This window comes from Pseudomonas sp. EB271-G4-1, assembly GCF_058791355.1.
Map to the genome: position 1 here is coordinate 46788 of NZ_JBYTEO010000004.1, position 18083 is coordinate 64870.

Below are 18083 nucleotides of genomic sequence, written 5' to 3' on the forward strand. Positions count from 1 at the left end.
TTTTTGCAATTATCTCAAGCTGTTACGAGGGCACTCATTCCTTGTGTGGTGCTGGCTGCTGTTGGGTAAGGCAGTGAATGTTACCGCCCCCCAGTAACAGTTCACGACCTGGAACCATGACCACTTCGTGCTGCGGGAACAACGTCTGCAAAATCTCTTTTGCCGGACCATCCAGCGGGTCATCGAAACTCGGGGCAATGATGCCGCCGTTGACGATCAGGAAGTTGACGTAAGAGCCGGCCAGACGCACGCTCGGGTTACGCTCCTGAGTCCCGTCGACCGGATCGACACCGTCACATTCCTCCTCAGTCGCATACAGCGGCCCCGGAATCGGCATCTTGTGCACCGTGAACGGGCGGCCCTTGGCGTCGGTGCTATTTTGCAGCACCTTCATGGCCGCCTGACAGCGTGGGTAGTTCGGGTCCTGTGGATCGTCTGTCCAGGCCAACAGCACTTCACCCGGACGCACATAGCAGCAGAAGTTATCCACATGGCCATCGGTTTCGTCGTTGAACAGACCGTCCGGCAGCCAGAGGATCTTATCCACAGCCAGATTATCTTTCAGTACCGCTTCGATTTCTGCACGGTTCAGGTGCGGATTGCGATTTCGGTTGAGCAGGCATTCTTCAGTGGTGATCAGTGTGCCTTCGCCATCGACATGGATCGAACCGCCTTCGAGCACGAAGCCCTCGGTTCGATAACGTGGGCTGCGCTCGATTTCGAGGATCTTGCCGCCCACTTGCGAGTCGCGGTTCCACGGCGAATACAGGCCGCCGTCGAAACCACCCCACGCGTTGAAATCCCAGTTCACGCCCCGGACTTCGCCGCTGTTGTTGATGACGAAGGTCGGGCCGGTGTCCCGAACCCAGGCGTCGTCGCTGGACATCTCGACAACGCGGATATTCGGAACGTCGAGGCGTGCACGGGCGTTTTCGTATTGGCCGGCGGACACCGCCACGGTGACGGGTTCAAAACGGGCGATAGCCTTGGCCACCGCGACGTGCGCGGCTTGTGCAGGCTTGCCGCCCAGGCGCCAGTTGTCCGGGCGCTCAGGCCAGATCATCCAGGTCTGGGTCTGGGGTGCCCACTCGGCCGGCATGTAGAAGCCGTCTGCGCGAGGGGTGCTTTTCAAAGTGGTCATGTCGATCAGGACTCCAGGGTACCGTCGAGGGTTTTCAGCGCGCCGTACAAGTTCGGACGACGGTCACGGAACGAGCCCCACGCGCTACGGATGTGTTCGAGTTGGTCGAGGTCGAAGGTGTAAACCAGGATGCCTTCTTCGGTTTCGTTCAGTTCCTGCACCTTCTCGCCGAACTGGTTGGCGATGAACGACGAACCATAGAAGGTAATGTCGTAGCCGTCTTGTTCTTCGTTGCCGATGCGATTACTGGCGATCAGCGGCATCAGGTTAGCGCCGGCGTGGCCCTGTTGCACGCGTTGCCAGTGATCACGGGACGAAATGGTCTTGTCGTGGGGCTCGCTGCCGATGGCAGTCGGGTAGAACAGGATTTCCGCGCCTTGCAGCGCCATGCTGCGCGCAGCCTCGGGGAACCACTGGTCCCAGCAGATGCCCACGCCGATTTTCGCGTAGCGGGTGTTCCACACCTTGAAGCCGGTATCGCCCGGGTTGAAGTAGTACTTCTCGTGATAGCCAGGTCCATCTGGAATGTGGCTTTTACGATAAATCCCGAGGTTGCTGCCGTCGGCATCGATGATCGCGATGCTGTTGAACCGCGCACGGCCCGCCAGTTCGTAGAAGCTGATCGGCAACACGACTTGCAGCTCCTTGGCGACTTTCTGGAAGTGCTTGATGGCGACGTTATCTTCCACCGTTGTCGCCAGTTGCAGGTAATCCGGATTCGGCTTCTGGCAGAAGTACGGCGCTTCGAACAATTCCTGGATCAGGATGATTTGCGCGCCTTTGGCGGCGGCTTCACGGACCAGTCTTTCAGCGACCTCAATGTTGCCTTCGAGGTCCCAGGAACAGGCCATTTGCGTGGCAGCGACAGTAACGTTACGGCTCATGAAGCATCTCCGGGCAAGTGCGTGACGGTCGGGCATGGTTCATCCACACCCTGGCATTGGCGACTTTATATCCGATAAAAATCGGCTTTTGAAGCGTTTAGTTCGCCTTTCGTCTTAAATCTCTCACTTAAACCCGATAACAATCGACTTTCACATACCCCATGGAGCTGCCGCAGGCTGCGATCTTTTGATCTTCAAAGCCGTTACTGGCGCCAAAAAGTCAAAAGATCGCAGCCTGCGGCAGCTCCTACAGGGGATTAGCGGTGATACTTACAGTCCTTCGCTTAGCACCTTCGAGAGCATGTCCACGAAGAAATCCACGCTCTGGCGCGAAGTGACCATCGGTGGCTTGATCTTCAGCACGTTGAGGTAATCGCCCGTCGGTTGCATGAAAATCCCCAGCTCTCGCAAGCGATCGCACAGCGCGGTGGTTTCTTCGGTGGCCGGTTCCAGGGTTTCACGGTTGCGGATCAATTCCACCCCCAGATAGAACCCGGAGCCGTGCACGGCGCCAACCAACGGATGAATATCGATCAGCGCTTCAAGCCGCTCCTTGAAGTACCCGCCAACAACCTGGGCGTTTTCCCAGAGTTTTTCCTCTTCCATCACATCCAGCACCGCCATGCCGATCTGGCAACTGACCGGGCTGCCACCGGCGGACGAAAAGAAATACCCCTCGGCCTCCAGCGCTTCGGCGATTTCCCGGCGGGTGATCACCGCGCCCAGTGGCTGGCCGTTGCCCATGCCCTTGGCCATGGTAATGATGTCCGGGACCACGCCCTGCTCTTCAAAGCCCCAGAAGAAATGCCCCATGCGCCCATAACCCACTTGCACTTCGTCGGCGATGCACACGCCGCCCTGGGCACGAACCATTGTGTAAACCTGCTGCAAATAACCCGGTGGCAGCGAGATGCCACCGGCATTGCCGTATACCGGTTCGCAAATGAACCCGGCCAGTTGACGATTTTGCCCGGCGATTTTCGCCAAGTTGTGTTCGACGCTGCGCACGTAGTCCGGCGCGCTGTCAGGGCCGCGGAATTCACCGCGATAGGTGTTCGGCGCGGTCACCGGGTGCACCCAGTCCGGGCGGCTGCTCAAGGCCTTGGGGTTGTCGGCGATCGAAGTCGATACCGCATCCGCGCCTACGGTCCAGCCGTGATAGGCCTCCAGCACGCTGAGCATGTCGCGCCCGCCGCTATAGGCCCATGCCAGGCGAATGGCCAGGTCGTTGGCCTCGCTGCCGCTGTTGACCAGGAACACCCGGTCCATGCCCTCGGGCGCCAATTTCAGCAGGCGCTCGGAGAACTCGGCCACGGCGGCATAGTTGAACCGCGAGTTGGTGTTGAGCAACGACCACTGGCGGCTGGCGACTGCCGCCATGCGCGGATGGCCGTGGCCGAGTACCGCGACGTTGTTGAGCATGTCGAGGTAAGAACGGCCCTGCATGTCGATCAGGTGGTTGCGCCAGCCGCGTTCGATGCGCGGCGGGTCGACATAATAGTGTTTTTGCGTGCGGGCGAAACTGGCGCCGCGGCGTGCCAGCAAGGTCTGTGAATCGAGTTCCTCCTGCGCATCGCAAGCCAACCCCAGAAGCATCGCGGGCGATGGGCACAGCGCTTGCCATGCGGCGGCTCGTGAAGGTGTGCAAAACAACGGCGCGCTGAACGAAGCCCCTCGGCACAGCTGCACGATCAACGGCCCGCTGACCGAGCCCAGCACCTGGCCCTTGACCAGCGCCGCGCCGCTATGCAGCGATGGCGTGACACCCCACAGCCGCACGCTCAGTTGCGGACCGTCCAGTTGCAGCACCCCGGGCATCGGCTGGTGCACCACCCCGGCGAACGGCGCTTCGACGGTCGTGCCATGGGGTACGCGCAATTCGACGTGCAGAGGGCAGGTGTCCGGCTCGCCGGCCGTGTCCGGGCGCGTGCGTGACAAACGGTATTGCCCATAACGACTGGCCACCAGGCCGTGGACAGCGGCGGCCTCATCCAACAGGCGTTGATCGATGCCTGCCTGCTCCCAGTTACCGGCCTCGAAATGCGGGCTGAGCACGCCCAGGTCGATCAACGCAAACTCACGCCCCACCAGGCTCGGCAGCAGCGGGGCGAAGCCTTCGCTGCCAATGCCCGGAAGGCTCTGCCCGACAGCCGACAGGATGGCCGCTTCCATCAGCGCCAATGGCACCGACGTGGCCACACGGAAGATCTCCCATTCGTGGACCAGGTTGTCGCGGCTATAGGTATTGCCCGGATCGATGCTCACCTGTTGTTCACCACTGAGCACCAACACCGCCGCGCGGGCGACGATCAGCGGCCACAGCGCCAGCAGCTCTTCATGCTGCAACGGATTGACCGCGTGATACGCCTGCACCGCTGGCAAAATGCAGAACGGATCACCTTCACCATGGTGCAGCAATGCTGCACAGGTCACCGACAGGTCGGTTATGCGCCAGGTACGGATCAAGTCGCCGAAATCGATCACACCTTGCAGTTGCCAATGGCGTTGCGCATCGCGCTGCCACACCACGTTATCGTCGGTGATGTCCATGTGAATGGCTTGCACCGGCAACTTGTCTTGCAGCGGCAACAAATGGCGCTCGGCCTGCTCGGACGCTTCAACGATCAGTCGGCGCTGGGCTTCATCCTTGATCACCGGCAACAAATGCGCGATCAATGCGTGGGCGTGACGCGCGTCCCATTGCAGGGTTCGCACCAGCCCCGGATGTTCAAAATCCGCCAGTGCCAGGTCCATTTCACCGCACAGCCGCCCGAAACCGGCGACCACCGTTCGATTGAAATGCTCGAGGTGCGTCAGGGACTGTCCCTCGATGTAGTCCAGCAAACGCACATGCACCGCTTGGCCAGCGACCTCCAGGGACAACAGGTCCGCCCCGTTTTTCGCCGCGATCACACGCGGTACGTGCACATCCGGATGCTCAGCCAGGTGCTTGAGCCCGGCATGCTGGGCTTGCAACTCCAGCGCCGAATAGTCTCCCCGGCATATTTTCAGGACAAAACGCCCTTGAGCACTGTCGACGCGAAAGTTCAGATCCTGCTGGCTGCCAAGGGCCTGCAACGTTCCGTCGAACCCGTAATGCGCCTGCAAAAGCTCAAGCGCTTGCTCGGCAGAGACTTGCGGACTGGGCAAACTGGCGCGATGAATCAACGTGGCGAGCGGCATACAACGACCCCTGAAATTTTATTAGGCGCCTATATCGCCACTGCTCGGGGCGATACGCAACCCCCCTTCAGCCGGCTGGCAAGCGGCTGGATCGGTCAACTTCGAAGAAAAAAGCACACGACACTCGCCCTTACAGGCACTCTGGGCAAGAATGGCGACCATCAATGCCCATCGTTGGAGAAACCCATGAATGTTGTGACCACCGACCTGCCCGGTGTTTTGATCATCGAGCCCAAGGTTTTCGGTGACGATCGTGGTTTTTTCTACGAAAGTTTCAATGCGAAGGTTTTCAAGGAAGCCACTGGCCTGAGCACTCAATTCATTCAGGACAACCATTCGCGCTCGCAAAAAGGCGTGCTGCGCGGGCTGCATTACCAACTTGAGAATACCCAGGACAAACTGGTTCGGGTCTGTGCCGGGGAAATCCTTGATGTGGCTGTTGATGTGCGGCGCAGCTCGCCACATTTCGGCCAGTGGGTAGCCGTGCGTCTTTCTGCGCAGAACAATCGCCAACTGTGGATTCCCAAGGGTTTCGCCCACGGTTTCCTGGTGTTGAGTGAGTTCGCCGAGGTTTTGTACAAAACCACTGAGTACTACAACCCATCGGCCGAACGCAGCATTCGCTGGGACGACCCCGACCTGGCCATCGACTGGCCGCTCGATACTGCGCCGCAACTGTCGGCCAGGGACCAGGCCGCGGCATTTTTCAAGGATGCCGACGTCTTCGACTGACACACCGCTCGCACCGGCCGCAAGGTGCGCAGACTGCGTCGGCAAGCCTAGGCATAATGCACCTGTACCCACAGGCGCTCGATGCTCATGACTCCAACCCTTCCCCGCAGACCCCGCTGGCGCAGCCTGGCCCTGCTCGCACTGTGCCTGGCACCCTTACTGTGGCCGCTGGAGCACCTGGCCGAGCGCTATTACCGCAGCGAATTGGCTGGGCAGAATCGCCAGACCCTCGATCTCTACGTCGCCAACCTGCTGGGCACCCTGCACCGTTATGAAGTACTGCCGCAGATCCTCGGCGACCTGCCGGCCTTGCGCGCCGTGCTTGGCGCGCCAGACGATGGTGTCACCCAGGGCAACGCCAATCGCCTGTTGAAGAACATCAGCACCCAGACCGGCGCCGAAGTCATGTACCTGATGGACACGACGGGCAAGACCCTGGCCGCCTCCAACTGGGACAAGCACGACAGTTTCGTCGGCCGCAACTTTGCCTTCCGGCCGTACTTCAGCGAAGCCATGGCCGGGCGGCTCGGACGATTTTTCGGGCTGGGCACCACGTCCGCCAAACGGGGCTACTTCTTCGCCGCTGCCGTGCGAGAGGGCGAAAAAATCATCGGCGTGCTGGTAGTCAAGGTCGACCTCGACCACACCGAAAGCCTATGGGGCAAAACCCCGGAGCAACTGCTGCTGACCGATCACAACGGCGTGGTCATCCTCACTTCGCGGCCGGAATGGCGCTTTCGTTCGACCCGTGAGTTGAGCGAAGAAGAGCGCAAGGCCATCACCGCGATCCAGCCCTACCCCACCCGCGAACCCAAGCCGCTCAAGCTCAATCCCAACGCCTGGTTGACCCAGACTCAGCCGATCGCGGAAACCGGCTGGAACGTCAGCATCCTCGCCCCGCGCACCCTGATCGATCGTCCGGTGCGCACGGTAGTCGCCATCGGTGGCGCGACGCTGCTGGTGTTGATGCTGTTGCTCGGCCTGATGATGCAACGCCGCCGTCATTACCTGGAACGCATCGCCTTCGAAGCCAAGGCCCGGCGCGAACTGGAAGGCCGGGTGGCTGAACGTACCAGCGACCTTGAGGGTCTCAACCGCCGACTCAAACAGGAAGTGCTGGAGCGCGAGCAGGCCCAGCAAGAACTGGTTCGCGCCCAGGATGACCTGGTGCAGGCCGGCAAGCTCTCGGCGCTGGGAACGATGTCGGCGAGCATCAGCCACGAGCTCAACCAACCGCTGGCAGCCATCCGCAGCTACGCGGAAAACGCCGAAGTGTTGCTCGACCACGAGCGCACCGACGATGCCCGTGGCAACCTCAAGCTGATCAGCGAACTGACCGGACGCATGGCGTCGATCATCGCTCACCTGCGCGCCTTTGCCCGGCGCGACCGCCACGCTCCGGAAAGCGTCGCCCTGCAGCCAGCGCTGGACGATGCCCTGGCCTTGTTGGCCAAGCGTCGACGCAGTATGGAAGTCGAACTGATCCGCGACTTGCCCGCCGCCACGTTGTGGGTCGAGGCCGGAGAAACCCGCCTGCGCCAAGTGCTGGGCAACCTGCTGGCCAACGCCCTCGATGCCCTGACGGAAAAAGGTCCGCCGCGTAAACTCTGGCTGAGTGCCCAATCCACGGGCGAAGGCGTCAACCTGTACATTCGCGACAACGGCCCCGGTTTCTGCCTGGAGGCCCTGGGCCGCGCCAGCGAGCCCTTCTACACCACCAAGACCCGTACCCAGGGGCTTGGATTGGGGCTGGCGATATGCGAGACCCTGATGCGCGCCTTCGGCGGCGAACTGTCGTTCGCCAACCACAAGGAGGGCGGCGCCCTGATTACCCTGAAACTGCGCGCAGGTGCACCGGGTGTGAGCCTGCAACCGTCCGAGGACCGAAGTGCATGACCATCGACAACCGCATCCAGGTCGTGTTGATCGACGACGATCCCCACCTGCGCCAGGCCTTGAGCCAGACCCTGGACCTCGCCGGCCTGAAGATTCTGCCGCTGGCCGAAGCCAAGGGCCTGGCCGCACAACTGGAGCGCGACTGGCCAGGCGTGGTCGTCAGCGATATCCGCATGCCGGGCATGGACGGCATCGAACTGCTGACCGAGCTCCACGCCCAGGATCCGGAACTGCCGGTGCTGCTGATCACCGGCCACGGCGATGTGCCGCTGGCGGTGCAAGCCATGCGCGCCGGTGCCTATGATTTTCTGGAAAAACCCTTCGCCAGCGATGCGCTGCTCGACAGCGTGCGCCGTGCCCTGGCCTTGCGCCGACTGGTGCTGGACAACCGCAGCCTGCGCCTGGCCCTGAGCGATCGCAATGAATTGAGCACGCGTCTGGTCGGGCAGTCGCCCTCGATGCTGCGTCTGCGCGAGCAAATCGGCGCCTTGGCGGCAACTCGGGCAGACGTGCTGATCCTCGGCGAGACCGGGGCCGGTAAAGAAGTGGTTGCACGAGCCTTGCATGACCTGTCGAGTCGGCGCAGTGGTCCGTTCGTGGCGATCAACGCCGGAGCGCTGGCCGAGTCGGTGGTCGAAAGCGAGTTGTTCGGGCATGAGCCCGGCGCTTTCACGGGCGCGCAGAAACGCCGCATCGGCAAGTTCGAATTTGCCAACGGTGGCACGTTGTTTCTCGATGAGATCGAAAGCATGAGCCTGGACGTCCAGGTGAAATTGCTGCGCTTGCTGCAGGAGCGGGTGGTCGAACGCCTGGGCGGCAATCAACTGATCCCGCTGGACATCCGCATCATCGCCGCCACCAAGGAAGACCTGCGCCAGGCCGCCGATCAGGGCCGATTCCGCGCCGACTTGTACTATCGCCTGAACGTCGCGCCATTGCGCATTCCACCGCTGCGCGAACGCGGTGAAGACGCGCTGGTGCTGTTCCAGCATTTCGCCGATGAAGCCAGCGCCCGCCATGGCTTGCCGCCCCATGAACTGCAACCCGGACAACGCGCCCTGCTGTTGCGTCACGCCTGGCCCGGCAACGTGCGCGAACTGCAGAATGCTGCCGAACGCTTCGCCCTGGGCCTGGAACTGGCGCTGGACAACAATGAGGTGCAAGGCACGGTTGGCACGACGGTAGAAATGGTCAGCGGCGGGTTGAGCGAGCAAGTGGAAAACTTCGAAAAAACCCTGATTGCCGCCGAACTGGCGCGCTCGCACAGTTCAGTGCGCAGCGTCGCCGAAGCGCTCGGCATTCCACGCAAGACCTTGCATGACAAATTGCGCAAGCACGGCCTGAGCTTCGCCGATAGTGGCACCGCCACCCATAGCGACGACCTCGATTGAGCCGCCGCCCACTTATCCACTGCAAACAAGAGGCCCCTGAATGAGCCGCGACAGTCGTCAACTGGAATCCGTCCTCCACCACGACATTCCCCTCACCCGGGACATGGGCCTCAAGGTGCTCGACTGGCACGATCAACAACTGCGCCTGTACTTGCCGCTGGACGCTAACGTCAATCACAAGAGCACCATGTTCGGCGGCAGCCTGTATTGTGGCGCGGTACTGGCCGGTTGGGGCTGGCTGCATTTGCGCCTCAAAGAAGAAGGGATAACCGACGGACACATCGTTATTCAGGAAGGGCAGATCCACTACCCGCTGCCGGTGACAGGGGATGCACATGCCATTTGCCAGGCGCCGGGTGCGCAGGTGTGGAAGAAATTCCTGGCGATGTATCAGCGATACGGACGGGCGCGGCTGGTCCTGCACACGCGGGTGGTGAACGCGGGTAGCGATGAGGATGCGGTGAAGTTTGTCGGGCAATACGTGTTGCACCGGTAAATCAAAAGATCGCAGCCTGCGGCAGCTCCTACAGGGGTTATGTGTATACCCGTAGGAGCTGCCGCAGGCTGCGATCTTTTGATTTTAATCTCGAGCCAGCGCCAACAGTTTCTCCCGCCATGCAGCCTTGGCCGGCAGTGCGAGGAAAAATTCGTTCAGCAGCGATTCCCGCGCCGGATAGCAGAACGGTGCGCCATTGAGATCCAGCACCTCGCCACCCGCCCCTTCCAGCACGCCTTGCGCCGCCGCCGTGTCCCACTGCGAAGTCGGCGCCAGCCGCGGATAACAATCCGCCGCCCCCTCGGCCAACAGGCAGAATTTCAGGGAGCTGCCGATACTGGCCAGTTCCAGTTCACCCAGGCTGGCGCTCAATCCGGCCAGCAAGCGTTCCTGCTGTGGACTGGAATGGCGACGGCTGGCCACCACGGTGAACGATTGGCCGGGGCCCGGTACATCACGCACCGAAATCGCCACGGGCGTACCCCCCTGATCGCAACGCCACGCGCCGAAACCGGCACCACCGACATAGACACGCCCGTTAGTCGGCATCGACACCACGCCGAATACCACGCGCCCCTGCTCGATCAACGCGATGTTGACGGTGAACTCTTCGCTGCCGCTGATGAATTCCTTGGTCCCGTCCAACGGATCGACCAACCACCAGCGCTGCCAACTGGCGCGAACACTCTGCGGGATGTTGGCGTCTTCTTCGGACAACACCGGAATACTCGGATCAAGCGCCGTCAGCCCGGCCAGAATCAGATGATGAGCAGCCATGTCTGCGGCAGTCACGGGTGAATCGTCAGTCTTGGCAGTCACGGCCGTGCCGACGCGCCAGAACGGCAAGATCGCCTCGCCGGCCTTCAATGCCAGCTCGACCACCGGCGCCATCAACGGATGGGGAAAATTCATGGCTGGAACACCCCGCGCTGGGTCAGCAGGTCACGGGCCAGGTACAACGCCGCCAAGGCACGGCCTTCGGTGAACTTCGGGTTCTGCGCCAGGGCCGACAATTCGCGCAGGTTGATCTTGTCCACGCCCATCGGCTCCGGCTCGTCACCTTCCAGGCGCTCTTCGTACAGGTCAGTGGCCAACACCACCTGGATTTTCTGGCTCATGTAACCAGGTGACAACGACAGCTCGGTCAGATGTTCCAACTGTCGCGCCCCATAACCTGCCTCTTCCTTGAGCTCGCGCTCGGCTGCCGCCAAAACGTCCTCGCCTGGCTCGATCAAGCCTTTAGGCAGGGATAATTCGTATGCATCGGTACCGCCGCAGTACTCTTCGACCAATACGGCATGGTCGGCATCGAGCATCGCCACGATCATCACGGCACCATAGCCTGCGCCCTTGCCGACCAATCGCTCATAGGTGCGCTCCACGCCATTGGAAAAACGCAGCTTCAGCTCCTCGACGCAGAACAAACGGCTGGTGGCGACAATCTCGCGGGCGAGGATGGTGGGTTTCTGGCGCATGAGCGGCTCCTGGGCGATAGCGGGTTACTATACCCGGCCTATCCTGATTGTTGTCCCCGGATACCTTTTTTTACCGTTGGAGAAGTTTTTATGTCCCTGCTGCCCTGGCACGACATCGATACCGTTCTGCTGGACATGGACGGCACGCTGCTGGACCTGCACTTCGACAACCATTTCTGGCTGGAGCACTTGCCCCAGCGTTATGCCGAACTGCACGGGGTGAGCCGGGCAATGGCCGAACTGGAACTGCAGCCGTTATTTGAACGCAATGCCGGTCAGCTGCAGTGGTACTGCCTGGATTTCTGGAGTACCGAACTGAAACTACCCGTGCGCGAGCTGAAACTGGAAACGGCTCATCTGATCGCCTTGCGCCCGGATGCGGACATCTTCCTGGCGGCGATCAAGCGTGCAGGCAAGCGTGTGGTGCTGATCACCAATGCGCATCGCGATTCGCTGTCATTGAAGCTGGAAAGAATCGAGCTGGCGCCGTATTTCGAGCGTTTGATCAGCTCCCACGATTACGGTTTCCCCAAGGAAAACCCGCAGTTCTGGGATGCCTTGCAGGCCGACATCGACTTCGACCCGGCGCGCAGCCTGTTTATCGACGACACACTGCCGATCCTGCGCAGTGCCCGGGAGTTCGGCGTGGGGCATCTGCTGGCGGTGAAGGAACCGGATAGCCGCAAAGGGCCCAAGGACACGGCGGAGTTTGCGGCGGTCGAGGACTATCGGGATTTGATAACCGGCCTTTGATTTCCTGTAGGAGCTGCCGCAGGCTGCGATCTTTTGATCTTGTTTTTAAAGATCAAAGTCAAAAGATCGCAGCCTTCGGCAGCTCCTACAGGGCCTCACATTATTCAGGAATACGCAACGATTGCCCCGGATAGATCTTGTTCACATCCTTGAGCATCGGTTTGTTGGCTTCGAAGATTTTGTTGTACAGGTTGGCATTGCCGTACACGCGCAGGGAAATGGCGCTCAAGGTGTCGCCCTTCTCGACCACGACAAACTTCGCGGCCACGACCACTGGACCGGTCACGGTGATCTGGTCTTCAACACCGCTGACACCCGCCACGTTGCCCAGCGTCAGGAGAATTTTTTCCTTTTCTTCCTGCGTCTTCGCTTCGCCGCTGGCGATGACCTTATCGCCCTCGACCTTCACCTGAATCTTGGAAGTATCGATCCCCGTCAACGCACTCTGCACATGCTTGGTCAATGCCTCGCTATTGGCTTCAGCCTTGTCCGGCGTCAACGCGTCGAGGATTTTTTCACCGGCTTCTTTGAGAAAACTGAACAGGCTCATCGTTTCGCTCTCCTTGGGTTTCGGGTTCCAGACGCAAAAGCCTAGACCACGGCAGCCGTTTGCCAATCCAAACCGACCAATGACGCCGCTTGCGCTAGAATCGACCCCTTCCCGCACCCTGGAGCGAAGATGGACATCAAGCAGCTGAAATTCCTCATCGCTCTGGATGAAACCCGCCATTTCGGCCAAGCCGCCGCACGCTGCCATATTACCCAGCCGACCCTGTCCATGCGTCTGCGCAGCCTCGAGGAGGAACTCGATCTGCCGCTGGTCAATCGCGGCCAGCGCTTTGAAGGCTTTACTGCACCTGGCGAGAGGGTGCTGGCTTGGGCGCGCACCGTCTTGGCCGCCTATGACGGCTTGTACGCCGAGGCGGCGGCCTGTCGCGGCAATCTGGTCGGCACCTTGCGCCTGGGCGTGGTGCCGCTGTCGAGCTTCGATCCGTTGCCGCTGCTGCAGCGCCTGCACGCAGAACACCCGAACCTGCGCTTTGAACTCTCGGCACTGAGCTCCGAACAGATCCTCGAACAACTGGCGAACAATCGCCTGGACCTCGGCGTGTCCTACCTCGAACGCCTGGATGCCGAGCGCTTTGACTCCTTCGCCTTCAGTGAAACCCGCATGGGCCTGCTCTACGATCAGCGCTTCTTTACCTTTGGCGAAGCACCGCTGAGCTGGGAATCGTTGATCGAGTTGCCGCTGGGCATGCTCACCAGCGGCATGCACTTTCGCCAATCCATCGACCACAACTTCCACAGCCGCGGCCTCAACCCACAGCCTTTGTTGCAAACCGATGCCGTGCATCAACTGTTACAAGCTGTGCATGGCGGCTTGTGCTGCGCGGTGATGCCGTTGGACGGTGGACTGGAAGGGCTGACCGAGCATTTGCGCCTGCAACCGATCGAAAACGCCCAAACCCTTGGCCGGCTGGGCCTGATCATGCGTCGCAGCGCGCCACGTTCGGCCTTGGCTGAAGCGTGTTTCGCGGTTTATCAACAATCACTGATTGGCGCTTGATCGACGGCATCTATCGGCAGATCAGTAATAGCGATTAGACGTGGCAAGTTGCCGCGCCTAGTCTTAAAGCTGATCAATCCCTCGGTGATGCCATGAACGCCAAGCGCCCAGCCTGCGCGGCGCCTGCCCTCGAAACGCCTGCGCCCGCCGCCAGCCACACCTACAGCTACAGCAACCTTGAGCACACGGAGTCAGCCAGCACCGCGCTGGCCGAGGAAGTCGCACTGGCGATTGCCTTTAACGGCATCAGCCAGGCGGTGATGCTGGTGACGCCCACCGACCTTGAAGATTTCATCGTCGGCTTCAGCCTGGGCAGCGGCATTATCCAGGACGCCTCGGATATCTATGACCTGCAACTCAGCGGCTCGGGCTCAGCGCAGTACGCGCAGGTGACCATCGCCAATCGCGCGTTCTGGAACCTCAAGCAACAGCGTCGGCAGCTGGCCGGTACCAGCGGTTGCGGCCTTTGCGGTGTTGAAGCGGTGGAGCAGGCATTGCCCGAGCTCGAAGTATTGCCCGGCGCGCCCCTGCCACCGGCTGAATGGCTGGAGGGCCTGCGCCAGCGCATCGGCGCGTTCCAGCCGCTTGGCCAACACTGCGGGGCGGTGCACGCGGCCGTGTTCATGAACGACCAAGGCCAACTGTTGCTGGGTCGCGAAGATATCGGCCGGCACAACGCGCTGGATAAATTGATCGGCGGCTTGGTCCGCCAAAACATTTCGACGGCTGGCGGACTGGCGATTGTCACCAGTCGATGCAGCCTCGAATTGATCCAGAAAGTCTTGCGCGCCGGCATCCAGACGCTGGTCAGCCTATCGTCGCCCACCGGGCTCGCCGTGCAATGGGCCCGTCGCCACAACCTCAATCTCATTCATCTGCCACAAAAGAATGCGCCGCGGGTCTACAGCCCAGCGTTGGAGAACCAAGCGTGAGTCAACACCGTCAAGCCGACCAGACACCCGTTCCTCGATACAAGCCATACAAAGGCGCCGCCGGAGGCTGGGGCGCACTGATCAGTGTCGCCCAGGCCTGGTTGACCAGCGACAACGCGCTGAAAAACCTGCGCATGATGCTCAAGACCAACAAGAACGGCGGCTTCGACTGCCCCGGTTGCGCCTGGGGCGATTCCAATGAAGGCGGCATGGTGATGTTCTGCGAGAACGGCGCCAAGGCGGTGAACTGGGAAGCGACCAAGCGCCGCGTCGATGCCAAGTTTTTCGCCAGGCACAGCGTCACGTCGTTGCTCGAACAAAGCGACTACTGGCTTGAGTATCAGGGTCGGCTGACCGAGCCGATGAGCTATGACGCAGAGACCGACCGCTACAAGCCGATCAGTTGGGACGCCGCCTTTGCGCTGATCGCCAAACATCTGAACGGCTTGTCGAGCCCGAATCAGGCCGAGTTCTACACCTCGGGCCGGGCCAGTAACGAAGCAGCCTTTTTGTACCAGCTGTTCGTGCGCGCCTACGGCACCAACAACTTCCCTGATTGTTCGAACATGTGCCACGAGGCTAGCGGCGTGGCATTGGCGCAAAGTGTCGGCGTCGGCAAAGGCACCGTCACCTTCGACGATTTCGAACACGCCGATGCCATTTTCGTCTGGGGCCAGAACCCCGGCACCAACCATCCACGGATGCTCGAACCGTTGCGAGAGGCAGTGAAACGCGGCGCCCAGGTGGTATGCATCAACCCGCTTAAAGAGCGCGGCCTGGAACGCTTCCAGCACCCGCAACACGCGATTGAAATGCTTACCAACGGCGACAAACCGACCAATACCGCGTTCTTCCGACCGGCATTGGGCGGCGACATGGCGATCATGCGTGGCATGGCCAAATTCCTGCTGCAATGGGAGCGCGACGCACAGAAAGCGGGCGAGCCTGCGGTGTTCGATCACGCCTTCCTCAATGAACACAGTGTCAATGTCCTGGACTACCTGGCCGCCATCGACGACACCCCATGGCAACAGATCGTCGAGCAATCCGGCCTGCCTCTGGTGGAAATCGAGCAAGCGGCGCGCATGTACGCCAAGGGCAAGAACGTCATCATGTGCTGGGCCATGGGGATCACCCAGCATCGCCATTCGGTAGCGACCATCCAGGAAATCGCCAACCTGATGTTGCTGCGCGGCAACATCGGTCGGCCGGGCGCCGGCCTGTGCCCGGTGCGTGGCCACAGCAACGTGCAGGGCGACCGGACCATGGGCATCAACGAACGGCCACCCACGGCGTTCCTCGATGCCCTTGAACGACGCTTCCAGTTCAAGGTGCCGCGCGAAAACGGCCACAACGTGGTCGAGGCGATTCATGCCATGGCCGAAGGTCGGGCCAAGGTTTTCATCGGCCTGGGCGGCAACTTCGCCCAAGCCACTCCGGACAGCTCGCGCACCTTCCAGGCCCTGCGTAACTGCGACCTGACCGTGCAGATCAGCACCAAGCTCAACCGCAGCCACCTGACTCACGGTAAAGACGCCCTGATCCTGCCGTGCCTGGGCCGGACCGATATCGACCGGCAAACCCAAGGTCCTCAAGCGGTGACCGTCGAAGACTCGTTCAGCATGGTCCACGCCTCCAATGGCCAGCTGGAGCCGCTCTCGCAGCAGATGCGTTCGGAGCCAGCGATCCTGGCAGGCATCGCGGCAGCCACGCTGGGCCACCAGCCAGTGGACTGGAACTGGCTGGTGGCAGACTACAGCCGCATCCGCGACTTGATTGCCGATACCATTCCCGGCTTCAAGGACTTCAACGAGAGAGTCAAGAACCCGGGCGGGTTCTACCTGGGCAACAGCGCCGGTGCGCGCAAGTGGAACACTGCATCAGGCCGGGCCAATTTCCGCCCAAATGCGTTGCCCAAGGACCTGGTGCATGAGCGCACCCGTGCTACCGGTGTGTTGCCGGACCTGATCATGCAATCGATGCGCTCCCACGATCAGTACAACACCACGATCTATGGCCTCAATGACCGTTATCGCGGAGTGAAGGGGCAGCGTGACGTGCTGTTTGTCAACGAAGCCGACATCATTCGCCTGGGCTTCAAGCCGGGGCAGAAGGCCGATATCGTTTCAATCTGGGATGACGGACTTGAGCGCCGGGTGAAAGGCTTCACGCTGCTGTCATTTGATATTCCAGCGGGGCAAGCGGCGGCGTACTATCCGGAAGTGAACCCGCTGGTGCCGTTGGAAAGCACCGGGGATGGCAGCCATACACCGACATCCAAGTTCGTGGCGATCCGGCTGGAAGCGGCGAGTGAGACCGGATTGATCATGGCAAAGTCTGCTTAAAGCAAAATCAAAAGATCGCCGGCAAAACAATTTCCAAACGCCCACAAAAAAGGCCGTTTTCTCATGAAAACGGCCTATCCGAAGTAATAAAAGACCGGCGAAAAACCATTAAGTTCCGCCCAAAAAACAGTAACTTATAGAAATGTGCTGAAGTCGTGTTACTCGTCGGATTTCGATTGTCACACTCCTTACACGGCCTCAGGATCGCGTCGTCATCCCCTTGAGGTTCCTCCATGAAGTTCTCCTCGATTCTCTTGTTGTCCCTTGGCCTGGTCAGTGGCATGGCCTCCGCTGGCGGCACCACCGAAGCAGGTGTGGGCGGCGCATTGGGCGGGGTTTTGGGCTCAGTCGTCGGCCAATCGCTTGGCGGCAGTACAGGTTCCACTATCGGCGCGGCCCTGGGTGGCGCGGGTGGTAGCGCAGTTGGCGCAGACAAACGCAGCCGTGGCGAAGCGGCCATTGGCGGTGCGTTGGGCGCAGCAGGCGGTAACGTGGTCGGTCGCAGCATGGGCGGCACCACGGGCAGCCTGATCGGCTCCGCAGCAGGCGGCGGCGCCGGTGGCGCGCTGGGCAACTACATGGGCAACAAGGCCGATGATGACGACGATGATGATCGTCGCTACCGTGGTCATGATGATCGTCGTTACTACCGTGACGGCCACCCAGGTCGCGGTCATGCCTATGGCCATCGCAAGCATCACAAGTACTACCGCCATCGTCACTGATCCCGAAAGGGTTCACTGACAGATAAAAATCGCAGCCCGAGGGCTGCGATTTTTTTTGCCTGGTTTAAACCACCAGACACTCCAATGCGTTACGCAACCCGGCCGGAATCGCCACCGGCTGATTCGATGCCCGGTCGACAAACACATGCACGAAGCGTCCGGCTGCGCAGGCCTCGTCTTCCCCTTGCTTGAACACTGCCAACTCGTACTGCACCGAGCTGTTGCCCAACTTGCCGACCCGCAAGCCGACCTCGATCCGGTCCGGGAAGGCGATGGAAGCAAAGTAGTCGCAGGCTGAACTCACCACGAAACCCACTACCTCGCCATCGTGTATATCCAGGCCACCGACTTCGATCAGGTAGGTGTTCACCGCCGTGTCGAAAAAACTGTAGTAGGTGACATTGTTGACGTGACCGTAGGCATCGTTGTCGTGCCAGCGTGTGGTGATGGGTTGGAAGTGCGGATAGTCGCAGCGTTGGGGCATCGGTGTGGATTCCTGAGTGTGTTCGCCAGTCTAAGGTGAAACCGCGTTATCGTTCTTCGCGAGCAGGCTCGCTCCCACA

Annotated in this window: 16 protein-coding genes; 9 read left to right on the forward strand and 7 right to left on the reverse strand. The window is 60.8% G+C overall.

Going from position 1 to position 18083, the window contains the following annotated elements:
- Positions 1-34 precede the first annotated feature (34 nt).
- From aguA to AC3WWR_RS03225, 3 genes are all read right to left on the reverse strand, one after another.
- Positions 35-1141 carry an agmatine deiminase gene (gene aguA, locus AC3WWR_RS03215; RefSeq protein ID WP_492598450.1) on the reverse strand — a complete coding sequence of 369 codons (1107 nt, stop codon included), beginning with the start codon at positions 1139-1141 and terminating at the stop codon, positions 35-37.
- A 5-nt stretch (positions 1142-1146) separates the two neighbouring features.
- The gene (aguB, locus tag AC3WWR_RS03220) at positions 1147-2025 is read right to left on the reverse strand and encodes an N-carbamoylputrescine amidase (RefSeq protein ID WP_492598451.1); all 879 of its coding nucleotides are present in this window, start codon (positions 2023-2025) and stop codon (positions 1147-1149) included.
- Positions 2026-2295: 270 nt separating this feature from the next.
- On the reverse strand, positions 2296-5208 hold the full coding sequence (locus tag AC3WWR_RS03225; protein WP_492598452.1) for an aminotransferase: 2913 nt from the start codon (positions 5206-5208) through the stop codon (positions 2296-2298).
- A 186-nt stretch (positions 5209-5394) separates the two neighbouring features.
- Between AC3WWR_RS03225 and rfbC the strand changes: the two genes are divergently transcribed.
- The 4 genes from rfbC to AC3WWR_RS03245 all read left to right on the forward strand — a co-directional run bounded on the left by rfbC (position 5395) and on the right by AC3WWR_RS03245 (position 9723).
- Positions 5395-5940, forward strand: a complete 546-nt coding sequence (gene rfbC, locus AC3WWR_RS03230) for a dTDP-4-dehydrorhamnose 3,5-epimerase (protein WP_020795768.1) — start codon at positions 5395-5397, stop codon at positions 5938-5940.
- A gap of 87 nt (positions 5941-6027) precedes the next feature.
- Positions 6028-7836 (forward strand): sensor histidine kinase, encoded by a 1809-nt coding sequence (locus AC3WWR_RS03235; RefSeq protein ID WP_033040185.1) that lies wholly within the window; start codon positions 6028-6030, stop codon positions 7834-7836.
- Positions 7833-9227, forward strand: a complete 1395-nt coding sequence (locus AC3WWR_RS03240) for a sigma-54-dependent transcriptional regulator (RefSeq protein ID WP_020795770.1) — start codon at positions 7833-7835, stop codon at positions 9225-9227. Before AC3WWR_RS03235 ends, AC3WWR_RS03240 begins: the two co-directional genes overlap by 4 nt.
- Before the next feature lie 40 nt (positions 9228-9267).
- The gene (locus AC3WWR_RS03245) at positions 9268-9723 is read left to right on the forward strand and encodes a YiiD C-terminal domain-containing protein (protein WP_020795771.1); all 456 of its coding nucleotides are present in this window, start codon (positions 9268-9270) and stop codon (positions 9721-9723) included.
- A gap of 84 nt (positions 9724-9807) precedes the next feature.
- On the opposite strand, the gene cysQ is transcribed toward AC3WWR_RS03245, so the two are convergent.
- Both cysQ and nudE read right to left on the reverse strand, forming a co-directional pair.
- Positions 9808-10635, reverse strand: a complete 828-nt coding sequence (cysQ, locus tag AC3WWR_RS03250; RefSeq protein ID WP_020795772.1) for a 3'(2'),5'-bisphosphate nucleotidase CysQ — start codon at positions 10633-10635, stop codon at positions 9808-9810.
- Positions 10632-11198, reverse strand: a complete 567-nt coding sequence (gene nudE / locus AC3WWR_RS03255; protein ID WP_020795773.1) for an ADP compounds hydrolase NudE — start codon at positions 11196-11198, stop codon at positions 10632-10634. Before nudE ends, cysQ begins: the two co-directional genes overlap by 4 nt.
- A 90-nt stretch (positions 11199-11288) precedes the next feature.
- Here nudE and yrfG point away from each other — a divergent pair, with 90 nt between their 5' ends.
- Positions 11289-11951, forward strand: coding sequence for a GMP/IMP nucleotidase (gene yrfG, locus AC3WWR_RS03260; RefSeq protein WP_492598453.1), 663 nt, complete (start codon positions 11289-11291; stop codon positions 11949-11951).
- A 100-nt stretch (positions 11952-12051) separates the two neighbouring features.
- On the opposite strand, the gene lysM is transcribed toward yrfG, so the two are convergent.
- Positions 12052-12501 carry a peptidoglycan-binding protein LysM gene (gene lysM / locus AC3WWR_RS03265; protein ID WP_020795775.1) on the reverse strand — a complete coding sequence of 150 codons (450 nt, stop codon included), beginning with the start codon at positions 12499-12501 and terminating at the stop codon, positions 12052-12054.
- Between the two features lie 129 nt (positions 12502-12630).
- Between lysM and AC3WWR_RS03270 the strand changes: the two genes are divergently transcribed.
- The 4 genes from AC3WWR_RS03270 to AC3WWR_RS03285 all read left to right on the forward strand — a co-directional run bounded on the left by AC3WWR_RS03270 (position 12631) and on the right by AC3WWR_RS03285 (position 17520).
- On the forward strand, positions 12631-13518 hold the full coding sequence (locus tag AC3WWR_RS03270; RefSeq protein ID WP_033044281.1) for a LysR family transcriptional regulator: 888 nt from the start codon (positions 12631-12633) through the stop codon (positions 13516-13518).
- A gap of 92 nt (positions 13519-13610) precedes the next feature.
- Positions 13611-14450, forward strand: coding sequence for a formate dehydrogenase accessory sulfurtransferase FdhD (gene fdhD, locus AC3WWR_RS03275; protein WP_033044278.1), 840 nt, complete (start codon positions 13611-13613; stop codon positions 14448-14450).
- A complete protein-coding gene (locus AC3WWR_RS03280; RefSeq protein WP_492598454.1) occupies positions 14447-16795 on the forward strand; it encodes an FdhF/YdeP family oxidoreductase in 2349 nt (782 codons plus the stop codon). Before fdhD ends, AC3WWR_RS03280 begins: the two co-directional genes overlap by 4 nt.
- Before the next feature lie 233 nt (positions 16796-17028).
- Positions 17029-17520, forward strand: coding sequence for a glycine zipper domain-containing protein (locus tag AC3WWR_RS03285; protein ID WP_020795780.1), 492 nt, complete (start codon positions 17029-17031; stop codon positions 17518-17520).
- 64 nt (positions 17521-17584) lie between these two features.
- On the opposite strand, the gene AC3WWR_RS03290 is transcribed toward AC3WWR_RS03285, so the two are convergent.
- Positions 17585-18004, reverse strand: coding sequence for an acyl-CoA thioesterase (locus tag AC3WWR_RS03290; RefSeq protein ID WP_020795781.1), 420 nt, complete (start codon positions 18002-18004; stop codon positions 17585-17587).
- Positions 18005-18083: the final 79 nt, after the last annotated feature.

What these genes read in the sequence shown, in the direction of transcription:
- AC3WWR_RS03270 (WP_033044281.1), top strand. Translation starts at nt 12,631, where the DNA reads ATGGACATCAAGCAGCTGAAATTCCTCATCGCTCTGGATGAAACCCGC.
- AC3WWR_RS03225 (WP_492598452.1), bottom strand. Translation starts at nt 5,208, where the DNA reads ATGCCGCTCGCCACGTTGATTCATCGCGCCAGTTTGCCCAGTCCGCAA.
- fdhD (WP_033044278.1), top strand. Translation starts at nt 13,611, where the DNA reads ATGAACGCCAAGCGCCCAGCCTGCGCGGCGCCTGCCCTCGAAACGCCT.
- AC3WWR_RS03290 (WP_020795781.1), bottom strand. Translation starts at nt 18,004, where the DNA reads ATGCCCCAACGCTGCGACTATCCGCACTTCCAACCCATCACCACACGC.
- lysM (WP_020795775.1), bottom strand. Translation starts at nt 12,501, where the DNA reads ATGAGCCTGTTCAGTTTTCTCAAAGAAGCCGGTGAAAAAATCCTCGAC.
- nudE (WP_020795773.1), bottom strand. Translation starts at nt 11,198, where the DNA reads ATGCGCCAGAAACCCACCATCCTCGCCCGCGAGATTGTCGCCACCAGC.
- cysQ (WP_020795772.1), bottom strand. Translation starts at nt 10,635, where the DNA reads ATGAATTTTCCCCATCCGTTGATGGCGCCGGTGGTCGAGCTGGCATTG.
- AC3WWR_RS03245 (WP_020795771.1), top strand. Translation starts at nt 9,268, where the DNA reads ATGAGCCGCGACAGTCGTCAACTGGAATCCGTCCTCCACCACGACATT.
- rfbC (WP_020795768.1), top strand. Translation starts at nt 5,395, where the DNA reads ATGAATGTTGTGACCACCGACCTGCCCGGTGTTTTGATCATCGAGCCC.
- AC3WWR_RS03235 (WP_033040185.1), top strand. Translation starts at nt 6,028, where the DNA reads ATGACTCCAACCCTTCCCCGCAGACCCCGCTGGCGCAGCCTGGCCCTG.
- aguB (WP_492598451.1), bottom strand. Translation starts at nt 2,025, where the DNA reads ATGAGCCGTAACGTTACTGTCGCTGCCACGCAAATGGCCTGTTCCTGG.
- aguA (WP_492598450.1), bottom strand. Translation starts at nt 1,141, where the DNA reads ATGACCACTTTGAAAAGCACCCCTCGCGCAGACGGCTTCTACATGCCG.
- AC3WWR_RS03240 (WP_020795770.1), top strand. Translation starts at nt 7,833, where the DNA reads ATGACCATCGACAACCGCATCCAGGTCGTGTTGATCGACGACGATCCC.
- yrfG (WP_492598453.1), top strand. Translation starts at nt 11,289, where the DNA reads ATGTCCCTGCTGCCCTGGCACGACATCGATACCGTTCTGCTGGACATG.
- AC3WWR_RS03285 (WP_020795780.1), top strand. Translation starts at nt 17,029, where the DNA reads ATGAAGTTCTCCTCGATTCTCTTGTTGTCCCTTGGCCTGGTCAGTGGC.